8 protein-coding genes are annotated in these 12,499 nt (G+C 34.5%); all 8 read right to left on the minus strand.

Annotated elements, in window-relative coordinates:
- Position 1: 1 nt before the first annotated feature.
- On the minus strand, positions 2-226 hold the full coding sequence (locus tag FEU33_RS08385) for a phosphopantetheine-binding protein (protein WP_146548934.1): 225 nt from the start codon (positions 224-226) through the stop codon (positions 2-4).
- A gap of 6 nt (positions 227-232) precedes the next feature.
- Positions 233-1,873, minus strand: a complete 1,641-nt coding sequence (locus tag FEU33_RS08390) for a (2,3-dihydroxybenzoyl)adenylate synthase (RefSeq protein WP_146548935.1) — start codon at positions 1,871-1,873, stop codon at positions 233-235.
- Positions 1,874-2,425: 552 nt separating this feature from the next.
- Positions 2,426-2,527 (minus strand): putative holin-like toxin, encoded by a 102-nt coding sequence (locus tag FEU33_RS19395; RefSeq protein WP_222433413.1) that lies wholly within the window; start codon positions 2,525-2,527, stop codon positions 2,426-2,428.
- Positions 2,528-2,784: 257 nt separating this feature from the next.
- Positions 2,785-3,510, minus strand: a complete 726-nt coding sequence (locus FEU33_RS08395) for an AAA family ATPase (protein ID WP_186731363.1) — start codon at positions 3,508-3,510, stop codon at positions 2,785-2,787.
- A 155-nt stretch (positions 3,511-3,665) separates the two neighbouring features.
- Complete coding sequence (locus tag FEU33_RS08400; protein WP_146548937.1) at positions 3,666-8,087, minus strand: coiled-coil domain-containing protein; 4,422 nt, start codon at positions 8,085-8,087, stop codon at positions 3,666-3,668.
- Positions 8,071-8,838 (minus strand): DUF6063 family protein, encoded by a 768-nt coding sequence (locus tag FEU33_RS08405; protein ID WP_146548938.1) that lies wholly within the window; start codon positions 8,836-8,838, stop codon positions 8,071-8,073. Before FEU33_RS08405 ends, FEU33_RS08400 begins: the two co-directional genes overlap by 17 nt.
- A 90-nt stretch (positions 8,839-8,928) precedes the next feature.
- Complete coding sequence (locus tag FEU33_RS08410; protein WP_146548939.1) at positions 8,929-10,422, minus strand: replicative DNA helicase; 1,494 nt, start codon at positions 10,420-10,422, stop codon at positions 8,929-8,931.
- Entirely contained in the window at positions 10,371-11,420 is a 1,050-nt protein-coding gene (locus FEU33_RS08415; protein WP_146548940.1) for a Wadjet anti-phage system protein JetD domain-containing protein, read from the minus strand. Before FEU33_RS08415 ends, FEU33_RS08410 begins: the two co-directional genes overlap by 52 nt.
- Between the last annotated feature and the right edge of the window lie 1,079 nt (positions 11,421-12,499).

The following is a 12,499-nucleotide window of genomic DNA, read 5'->3' on the forward strand; positions in this document are numbered from 1 at the left end:
ATTAATTTGTATGAAGTGTAATTGCGTTATACCAGCCTTCAAGAGATGGCTTTTCTGCAAACTCCATAAAATTCACATTTATACCAGTTACTCTTATATCATCAACAATCGCCATCATGCGGATGGAATCCATTCCTAAATCTAGTAATGATTCTGTCCAATCTACTTCCTCCAGATCCTCATCCAGATACTCTTGCACTAATGTTTTTAATTCTTGTTTTGTCATAGGAAGTCACCCTTTCACTGAAACCTTGCTCTTTTGATCATTTAGTTTTTCTTGAATATATTTTCGAAGGTCTTTTTTGCTTACTTTACCTAGATGAGTTTTTGGAAATGCGTCAATCCATTCGATCCGATCAGGTATTTTATAAGAAGCAAGCCCTCTCTCACGTAAAAAAGCTTTTAATTCGCGCTTTTTGATTTTTTCATCTTTTAAAATAACGAAAGCACAACTTTTCTCACCCAAGTATTCATCAGGCATTGCAACGATCGCCACATCTAGTACACTTGGATGTGCTAATAAATGGTTTTCGACTTCTTCTGCGGCAATTTTTTCTCCACCACGGTTGATCTGGTCTTTATTTCTTCCTTCAACAGTCAAATAGCCTAAATCATTTATACTAACAAGATCGCCTGTACGGTAAAAACCATCTTTTGTGAAGGCTTTAGCATTATGTTCTGGTGCTTTATAATATCCCTGAATGGTATAAGGGCCTCTTGTCAATAAATGGCCTACTGCATTTCTTGGCACCTCTTGATCATTTTCATCCACCACTTTTACTTCATCGTAAGGAGAAAGTGGACGTCCCTGTGTCTGAACCACCAGATCTTCAGGATCATCTAATCTTGTATAATTGACCAATCCTTCAGCCATACCAAATACTTGTTGTAACTGACAACCAAATGTAGGCGCAATCTTTTTAGCAACTTCTGCACTCAACTTAGATCCACCAACAAGAAGAACCTCTAGGCTCGATAAATCTTCTTGCCTATTGCGAGCTACACTTAACCAGTGAATCGCGATTGGGGGCACTAAAGCACACATCGTAACTTGTTCCTTTTCAATTAAAGGAAAGGCTTCATCAGGGCTTGACCCATCACTTAGAATAATCCGACCGCCACCATAAATAATGCCTAAAAACCCCGGTGAACTCATAGGATAATTATGAGCAATTGGTAAAACGACTAAAAATCTCGTTTTCTCTGTTACATGACAAATTTCTACACTTCTTTTTAGCGTGTAGATATATTCATCATGTGTTCGTGGAATTAGTTTCGATAAACCTGTACTACCGCCAGATAATTGCAAAAAGGCAACATCGCTACTTTTAACATCCGTCGTTTGGAGTGATTTCTTTGCGTAAAGCGCAGAGAATGATACACAGTCTTCTGCATCATCTCCTACAAGGATAATATGTTGTAATGAAGCAGTTTCCGATTTTACGCGTTTGGCCAACGTTTCATAATCAAAAGAATTATAAAATTTTGGACAAATATAGGCTTTTGCTTCGGTAAACTTACAGAAATACGAAATTTCAACATATCGATGTGATGGTAATGCAAAAACAGGTAAAGCTCCTATTTTATATAGTGCAAAGCAAGTTTCTATAAATTCGATCCAGTTAGGTAATTGCACGACAACTCGATCTTCTTTTTCAATTCCTAACTGTTGAAAACCACTTGCTAACTCGTCTGTTTTATCATCTAATTGTCGATAAGTGACCTGCTCCCCATATGCTGAAATAACAATACGATTTGGGAATTGTTCAGCACGTTGAGAGAGCATTTCTCCCAATGTGATCCCTTCCCAACACCCATTTTCTCGATATTGTTTGGTACGTTCTTTTGGCCAAGGTACAAAACCTTCTAACATATGTACCCTCCTTTTATAAAATTATCTTATCAATGATAATGAGAATCATTATCACTAAACAATATATAGAATAGCGCTTGGCTTTTTTCTCGTCAAGAGCTTCCACAACATTCCAGCCTAAATACTTATGTAAAACTTATAAAATGCTACTTTATGTGGATAAATTTTCTAAATACATTTAATGGATATATTATATTTAGTTCTTTTAACCTATTATGTAATTTTTATCAAAATTTTATCATTTATTTTATTCCAAAGAGGTGTTCAGAAGATATTAAGTAGTTCGTTTCGCATTCCATTTAATAGTAATTCCTAAATCTTTGGTTTCCGTTGCAGACGACCTTTTTCCGTAGGCAATATAAAAACACCATTTGGGACAAAAACTTGAAAAAATCACAAGCTCAACGTATACTAAAATAAGAAAAGACATACATTAAAAAGGCCGCTTGATGTCAGTACATCAAGCGGTCAAATTGATAGTTGATTCCCTTTTAGGGGATTAGCTTAAAGGATAGATAGCCCACCCTGTAGAGCCGTCAACTCAAGGATGGGTTATTTTTTATGATTAAATGACAGAATTGAAATCACCAATGTCGCAAATGCAATCGCGAACATCAATGCTTCAAATACCGACATAGCATCACCCCCTTTCATAGTGGGAGTGTGCTAACCACCCTTGAGCACCAACTATCTAACATAAATTATAACAATTATTCATTCTATTTTATACTATTTTCCATAAAACCCATTAAAAACAATTATTTGGACATGTTCATGCGAAACAAGAATTCTTTTCTTTAGATTAGCAACTCAACCCATCCTCTATTTTCGAATCAACTATGCCAGACCTTATAGCTACAAAATCACTCGATCATCTGCTACCCTAATGTGGTTTTAGTATGTACCCCAAATTACAGATTATCATCCTTAAATAGCTCTTTGAAAACAATTTCGGGATTCTGTAGAAAACGTTTTGTCAAAATATAATGAATGGTTTCTTCATATCGAATCTTTTCAATCTCTTCACTATCAAAATTATAGATCGTAGCATTTGGATAACCAAGTAAGATAGGCGAATGTGTCGCAATAATAAATTGTGCCTGATGTTCTAAATCTTTCATGATTTTCATAAAACTCAGTTGTCTCACAGGGGAAAGTGCGGCTTCAGGCTCGTCTAATAGATAGATAGCTTTTCCTTTGAACGAATGCATAAATAACGAAAGAAAAGATTCCCCGTGCGATTGGTGATGCAATGATTTTCCTCCATAAGCTGCATATTTTTTTGGATCTTCTAATGCATCAATATAACTAGCAAAGTGATAAAAAGTTTCTGCACGAAGGAAAAATCCTCTCGTAACTTTAGGACTCCAGGACAATCGAATATAATCACCTAATGCAGATTCTGCCTGATCCACATCAAAAGTATTATTTCTTCCCCCTCCTGCCGTGTTAAATTCACATTTATCTGCAATAGCCTCCAAAAGCGTCGATTTTCCAGTCCCATTTTCACCTACAAAAAATGTGACGTTAGAAGGAAAATCAAGAAACTTAAATTTTTGCAACCAAGGAATGTTGAAAGGATAAATCGAGGAATCTATTTCTTGATTTTGTAAATAAGAAACTTTTTTAAGATACACTATGCCCCTCCTCTCCATGACAAGGTGGTATTCATTTTTAAACAGTTAGCACCAAATGAAAAAGCGATTTGCCTTTCACCTTTTTGTTTAAGTCAAACGTGTTTGTGGTCCAAATTCATCCGACCTATCTTCCCTAATCAACAAATATAAGCCATTTAATCAAACAATGATAGCTGCTCTATTTCACCAAGTCGTTCCAATGCTTCAGGTGCGTGATCTTGGAAAAAGGCTTTTTTCAATTGCTTTTCTTTTGTCATCACTTGCTTAGAAGAGTTTTCAATGTTGGATAAGCGGCAACTATAGACAATCGGGAAATAATCATTTAAAAATTTTCCTTCTGCATGAGCCGTCAGAGCAATGATCTGGAAGCCTAATTGTTCTGCGATGAAAAAGACTGGGCTTAGCACATGACTACTTGAGGCTTTACCAAATGGGTTGTCTAGTAATACTGTGCGATTCCTTTTGACATTTGATTCTATCCGTTTACTCTTTTCAGCGATAAAATTCAATATCCCCAAATACAAGGCCATATGTTTACTCCATTTTTCACCACCAGACCATTGATTGGACATTTCCCATGAATAATAGTTGCTTGAAATCTTTGAATCACTTTCTACTTTGCGACATTTTACTTTCATCGTATGATCACCAATAACAATACGAAGAATCGGAACTGTTTCAAATGATTTCTCTAAAAAGTGACGGATCTTAGCGGCATCCTCATCACCGTTAACATCTAAAAATTGCGGCGATTCAATGCTCGTCAAAATCCAATCAATATAATCCCGTATTTTTTCTTTTCCACTTTCTTCATCCCAATCTGGAATCACAAATTCATAGATTGGTTTCCAATTATCCTCTATCTTTACTTTTGTTTTCTTTGGAATTTCTAACAGATTATCACGAACGATTTTCAAATGCTCATGAATATATGTGACAAACTGTTGTAATTCCGCATCATAATCTCGAATTGCTGCTTCCGAAATTTGCATGGTTTGTAAAATTCGGTTTTCGAGTAATTGTTGATGCTCCATTATTTCTTTATAGGTATGTTTACTTTCGACACCCTCCATAGCCGTCTTTTTCAAACGTGGGTCGTGCAATGTTTTGCAGAAACTATTCAATTTCTCCTTGGCATAGTCTACATTTTTTCGTTCATTCTCCACCAATTGTGCCTCATGTTGAAGCGTATCAACCGTTTGCCCGATCACGTTTAACATACTATAACGAAACTGATTGCTTTGTTCTTCCGTCAATAATCCCTGATTCAAATTTGGGTCATTAATTTTATAAACAAGTTCATACCGATTAAAAATAGACTCCCCTTCTGAGCATATTTTTTCTTCATTTTGGTATCGTCTCTGTTCATTTTCTAAAAATTGATGAAGTTTTTCCAGCTCTATTTCTTCTTCTTTCAATTTGTTTTTCACAATTAATAACTCTTCATGGAATTGTTCAAGTTCTCTTGTTTGATAGTTTTCTAAATAGTTTTTGAATAATCCATCTATTTTATTTTCCACTGTTTTCGTGGCTACTGCCGCATCTTGAATCTTCTGATTGTGCTTTTGTATCATGTTTTCAGCTTGATTTATTTTTTTCAAAAGCTCAGAGCTGTACTCACCTGCTTGTACAGGCAAATTATAATCCTTATCTAACGATTCAAATTGTTCAAGTAAACGTTTCTGTTCCTCTTCCAATTCAGCCATTCTTTTTTCGCTATTTTTTGTTTGAATTTCCCAAGAATTACGGCTTGTTTGTATTTGCTTTAATTGATCTGTGAGATGATTGTAGCTTTGTTTTAATGTTTCTCTGTGGATTGTATTCGCAATCATTTTGAACGATTTTACTGCTCTAAATAAGGTATTTTCCTCAATTTCATAATGAATCGCACTTTTGATCTTTGAAATTTCATATTGGCAATCATTCAGCAAATCTGTGACTTCTTCTAGATGACGTTCTGTTTGATTCCATTTTTTATTTTCTTCTTCAAGTTGTGCAAATAAGCTTTTCAAATAAGTACGCAGCTGAGATACTTCTTTTTCTTTTTGCGTGTACTCTTTTGCATTTGGAATTTTCACATCTTGCAAATAATGCATCTTTTTTTCATTCTCATTGTGCTGCACTTCGTATTGTTTGGCTAACTCTTCATTGATTTTCATCATTTCTTTTACATTCTTAAGTTGTATCGAGATGTTTTGTAGTTCATGTTTTAACTCATTGAAATGATTTTTTTCTGCTAAATAGGTTTCGTTCGGATATTGGATGAAAAATGTATCAAAAGATGATTTGTATTGTCGTAATTCATTCCATTCATCTTCCAATTCTTTTCTCTCTTGTTCCTTTAATTTTGCTTGTTGCTGAATCTCTTCATTCCAATTGGCAAAATAAGTGTCGTCCAGATTGCTTTGCCAAATGACTGGAACAACTACTTCTTGATCATTCGACACCCCTTTTATCATATTAGCAGCTTCACTTGTTGATAAAATGAAAATAGGGAATGTTAATTCATGTTGAATAGATGAGACCTTTTCAACTAGCATTGTTTTTTCTTGAGTCGTCGTAATAAGTGTCGTACTCCAGAAAGGATAGGCTGTCAGATCTACCTCAAAATCTTCTTGCATGGACTGGATATAATCTGTCCCCGTTTCTAAATGGGAGAATTGGTTCCACTGATCCATTTGTTTGGCAATATAAGGATCCGCAAAAAACTGCTGTTGATCTGCGTAATCATCTACATAGCGCTTCGCTAATCGCTCTTTTTGAAGGGCTTGTTCTCTTTCTTTTTCTGTTTTCTGTACCTTTTCTTCTAACTGTATATGGAGCGTCTCATATTTTTCATAAAGTGACTGTATATATCCCCATTGCGAAAATTTTTGTACTAGGCTAGATCGTAAAGATTGATGTGCTTGTTCGTACTGATGAATCGTTTGCTCCACTTTTGCCATGGAAACTTTCACATCATTTTCTCTATTTTGAAGTTGCTCCGCTTCCATCTTCTCCTGCTTTATTGTTTGAGTTGATTTTTTGATCTGTTGTACTAGTTCTACATTTTCATTATCTAAAGTCGTCACTTCATCAATCCAGCTAGAAAGCAATAGATGAATATTCTCATTTTCATTGGAAACAAGTTGTTTTTTTAGTTTTCGCATCATTTCTTCAGCATCATTTTTCTTTGCTTCCGTTTTTGCTTTTTCTACATTCGTTTGTTGTATAAGCGCTTGTTGTTCTTTAGCTGTTTTCTTTAATGCTTGTTGCTCGTCTTCTAATTGTCTCTTTTTGAGCTGTTGATCCCGTAATTGATGTTCAAGTGATTCTTTGTCGTTCAAAAATTGATAGTGAAGTTGTCCTTTGACTTGCTCTAATTGGTTATTGATTTCTTCAATATTTTCATCTTGCTCTAACTTGGCTAATTGTTCACGATAAAAATCCAAATTACTAGCCACTTGGCTATATTTTTCACGTTTTTCCGCATATTGAATGGAATAATATTCGTGTTTCCACGATTGTAAGCGATGTTCAAGATTTTCTAGCTGTTCATGTAATTCTTGTTCTTCCTTTTTTAACACATCCAGCTTGTTTTGTTGTTCCAGAATTTCAACAGAATGACGTTTTTGATGGAATTGCTTTAATTTGTTGTGATAGAGTTTAAGCTGTTCCTCATTTTGAGATAAAGCCTGTTGAATACTTTCAATGGTTTCAACAAGCAATGTATGATAGCCTTTTGCGATACTTCTTGAGGCATTGTACTGCTGTTCCTTATCATCTAGTTTTTTAAATTGTGCCACATATTTTTCTAACTCTTTTTGGAGTAATTTATTTTCTTCAATTTTTTCACGTAATTTTTTATATTGTTTTAATTGTGCTCGTTGGTTTTCAAATATATCTGCAAATTCATGTTTCGTAAATCCTGCAATTCCTAGTTCTACAGATGGAATTAGTAAGCGATCGATTAATTCATTCGTTTTCTTACATTCCTCGAAAAATTCTTCGATACTTCCTTCCGATGCGTTAATATTAACAATACTTTCCCATTCATTACGGACGATAAAATAATGATCTTCAATATATTGTTGAAAACTTCTGATGGATTTCGGAAACGTTTTTGCTTTTATTGGATATTGACTTGCCATATAAGAATAGTATTCTGCCATTTCTTTTCTGCTTGCTACCGTTGTCCCTTCAGATGTTTCCTCTGTAAATGGAATAGACTCAATATTGTGAGGATCATTGAGTCCATATTCATATACGTAACGAAGTGATTCTAGATTATTATTTCTTTTGTAAAGCGAAACAGCTGTCACAACATAACGGCGTGGTTTATCGTTTATAATCCATTCAATAGCGATATGAGCGGGCCCATCCTCTAAATAAAGCGTATCTTTAATCTTTCTTTCAGCTAAATTCGTATGCGGGATCACTGCTTGTAGAACCGTTTGGATAAATACCGTTTTTCCTCCACCATTTTCAAGTAAAATCGCTCCGTTAAAACCATCAAATATGAAAAGCTCATCATGATAGCGTTTTTGCCCTTGCTCATAAATAACATTTGTCAAACGAATTTTACTGATTGTTGGCATGCAATCCCTCTCCTTCTCCTGGCATATCTTCTTTTACTTCAAAAGAATATAGGAATTCAAGAATTCCTCGGTTAAAATCCTGATCCATAAAATAGCGACCAATAATCACTTTTGTTTTTTCCGTTAACTCCAGTTCGCCATTTCCAATAGATGTGATGATATCTTCTTTTTCTAGAAAACGTCTAGTCGTATCAATAAAACTAAGCCTGCTTATTGTATTCCCTGTTTGTTTGGTAGAAGTTTCTTTCACATCGTCTAGTGCATCCCATTTCTCCACTAATGTTATCCAACGATACGAAAATTCTTTTTCTAATTTTTTTAGTTGTTCATCATCATGTTCTTTTAAACTAGCCATACGCTTATTTACTTCTTGTAGCCATTGATCCATTGTGATAAATCTTAATGTTGGTTCTACTGAATGATAACTGTCATAAAAAGAGCCAAGTAGTACAATCGTACAAAAATACATTAAATATAGATCCACATTCGTTGCCTTTGAATATAAGTACGTTTTCTTTAATTCCTCATTGCTTATATGGAAGGGTGATAATTTTGTTTCGGGTATTAAATACAATTCCTCCCCAACAGAAATACAAACGGCTGCCATTTCTCCAACAAAGTGGTCTGTTAATGAACGAACAGGTTCCTCAATTTTATAAGCGCGTGCTAAATCACCCGAAACAACCCCATTTTGTGCAAGCTGCGTAAAAAGTGAAAAGGCTTTAAAAATATGTTCTTCTTCGTACCGCACTACATTCTCTCCTCCAATAAATGTTGATATTTCAACGTTTTGATCCGTTTTTTATGATAGAAAAACCTATTTATAAGATGATTCTTTCCATCATTCCATATGTAAATACATATTTTGAATTTCATACCGATCACTGCCTGATAACACGTCGGGTAATTCTTTTACAATCAATTTTCTACCATGTAATTCTTCTAATGCTCCATCTAATAAATGAAGAGATTCCTCATCATCCCAATCATTTTCAGCATATAATGGGCTTCTTTGATGACAAAGTATAAAAAAACTATAAAATAGTCGTTGATCGAGAAATGGATGCTTTAATTCTTTTAATTTTTCGATAAATTGACTAAGTGTCCAATCTGTTTTCCCTTCCAACATTTGAAGCATTTCTCGCATAATTTCCGCATAAAAAGCGCGAACCATTTTAGCGTATTTTTCTTTTTGTTGTTCATCTGCTACTTTGGCAAAAATATTTTTGTTCGTTGTTTGCTCTTCTTCTGACCAAGAATGCGGTGCAAAGATCGATAAAAGCGACCATGATTTTTTCTTTTTCAGTGATAAGAAAGGCATTAGTATCCCTTTCATCGATTCGAGCGGGAGCGGTGTACTAACAATTCGCGACGTAATATCTTGGTCAAAATTAAATGTATCAATCCCTACATAGTAAAGTGATTCTTCTGCCGCTTGTAAAACTTCTCTTTTTAGAATCAAACTTTGATTTAATAATGCTCGATGTTGTCCATGAACCAGTGATAATTCTTTCTCAATTTGAGTCAGTAATTCAAATGCTTCTTTTTCTTTATTTTGAGCTGGTTGATAATAATAATTGGCTTTCATCTCATTGACAAACTGCTTTAATTCTTGAAACTCTTCATTTTCACGATTAAGTCGAAAATTTCGATCATCAATCGCTTGGATAAAGCGATTTTGCGTTTCGATCGAGACGATATTTCGCTTGACTTCATGTTCTAATTTAACAAGTCGTTCATAAATCGTTTCAACATCAATCTGCATTTCATTAATTTGTCTTAATGCTCCCTGGAATTCTCCCTTTTCTAATAATTTTCGCAACATTAACTGATGAATGGATAATTGAAACTCTTGGAAATACTCTTTCGTCGCAAAAACAAGCTCCAATCCATCATCATCTAATGTGTAATATTGTCGATTGGTTTGTACATCAAAATCCGTCGCTTTTATATAAGAAAATTCCAGCGAATCTTCCTTTCTACTTTCCCAGTTAAAAAATGTATAGGCCTTTATCTTCCCATTGGCAGGACGAAAAACATTGATAATTTCTCGAACGATCACTTCCCACTGTTTATCATTCAAGACATATGATTGAACCGTGATAGACTGCAATAATTCTATAATTTCAGCGATGCCTGTTTTCCGTTCTCGGATCAACTTCATCTCATAAAAATAAAGTAATGTAAATAACCCCAAACTCCTCATATCGACAGGATGACCATTTTGATCGGATTTTCTTTTTTGGGAAAGTTCTTGGATTGGTTCAAATAAAAGGATCCGCTTCATTCGCTCTCTAAAGTCTTTTTGAATGATTTCGGAGAAGGATGACTCCATGTGTTTTCACTCCAAATTTGTTTTAATTGAGCAGAAGATAACACCTCCTGCGCTAAGTAAAGATGGTTATGTAAAATAGTATCGATTTGCTGTTGATCTTTCTCTGAAAAATACTGCAAAAAATCTTGTAACGCTTCTTCATTTATCTTTTGTTTTGTCTTGATCGGCATTGCTTGTTTTTGTAGACTTGCCTGATAAAAGGGGATGGCTGGTATAACCTGAATTTTATTCATCAGTAAATGCCATATTTGAATCCCTTCCCAGTCAAGATCTCCGAAGTAATAAATGGTATGTTCTACATTTGGGAGAGGAATCTGTCTTGTGAAATGCTCCATGCTTTTGATAATTTTATAACCTTGTCCATAGATAAGCGTAGAAAAAGGGGTATCAGTTAACGCACCTAGTAATCCATCATAAGTTGTCTTATTTTCGACGACTAAATGGAATTGGTGCTTATTTTGCAAGACTTGAGGATGAATGGCAAAACTTAAAGGATCATGTACAGGAACAATCTTCATACGTTCCCATATTTGCAAACGTTCCAGTACTCTTTTACCGTTTTTCTCTTGTATCCATTTTTCATCTCCCGTAAGTGCGAGACTACGTTCAGGTGCAGGTACTTCTTCTTGCGGCCAATCATGCTGCATAATGTATTGATTAATTTTTTCAATATAAGGGAGATCTTCTTCCCATGCCGATGGTGGCAAACTGTAATAATTATCCAAGGAGAGTTCTCTATGACATTTGATTTGCAATTTTTCAATTTGCTTATGTGTTTTCTGATGAAGTTTTGTTCTTTGAATTTTATATTTATAAGAAAGCGATGGCATACGACCATTATTACCAGCACTTTTCACTGGAACCAATATTCCTTGTTCTTCAAGCCGCTGGATTTCTTGTGCAAATTGTTCATACGTCATGTTGGATGAAACCGCTTTTTCAAATACTTCTAATGGGATAAATGTTCTTTTATAGGTTGAAAGCATCTCCATAAACATACGGCATACACCACCTTCTTGAAAGATTGATCAACACAAATTTGTGAAAAGTTCATCTTCGTTTAGATCAACAATTGCGCCTAAGTCAAATGAGTTCTTTCTTTTTAGTATTTCTTATTCGACAAAATCCTTCTTTTATCATAAGCTATTTGCCAGTTGTTTTTCAAAAATTTACGAGAAAATTGTTTTAGTTTTTTATGTTTTCATTGTAGTTAGATAGAAGAGTTATTTTTTCTTCATACATTTTTCCTTAATCTACCTTTTTATCATTACATTTTGAAATTGAAATTTGAACAAGACAAAATCCATCCAATTTTTTAAGCAATCTTTTAGCCGCAATCCAATATTTAGTAATCTGTAATCACTGTTAATTGGCAATGATAAAAGTGGTGAACATCCAAGTCCCACTATAATCTTTATTGCTTTTTCAAATCGCTCATCGTTATAGCCTAATCATAAAAACTATCCTTGTTAATAGGCGAAAGAAAAATTTCCTTTTCTGATTCCTTCTCTACCTTAAATCAATCATCACTTCTTGAAAAAATAACAGCCTCAACGTATACTAGAAATAAAAGAAACATATGCTAAAAAGACCGTCGATGTTAGTCCATCGAACGGTCAATGTGATAGTCAGTTCCTAAAAGGGATTAGCTATACGGGATGATAACCCATCTGAGCCGTTAACTCAAGGATGGGTTATTTTTTATGATTAAATGACAAAATTGAAATCACTAATGTCGCAAATGCAAGTGCAAACATCAATGCCTCAAATATCGACATTGCATCACCCCCTTTCAAATCGGGAGTGTGCCAACCACCCTTGAGTACTAACTATCTGGAAAATATTATAGCAAACATTTGTTCTATTTAAAACTGTAGATGCGCGAAAATCTATTCAATCATCAAAATTTAGACTTATGAATCAGGTCAAAGTGATTACTTGTCATCATAAACTCACTAGTATTTTATAAATAGTGATAGAATTTTTATTTTTCCATAGAAAGAAGCATCTAGTTTCCTAGTGATAACAATGATTAAGACATTTAGATGAAAAACAGAACTGAAACGAAAGGAAATAG

Source organism: Rummeliibacillus suwonensis (genome assembly GCF_007896435.1).
GTDB lineage: Bacteria > Bacillota > Bacilli > Bacillales_A > Planococcaceae > Rummeliibacillus > Rummeliibacillus suwonensis.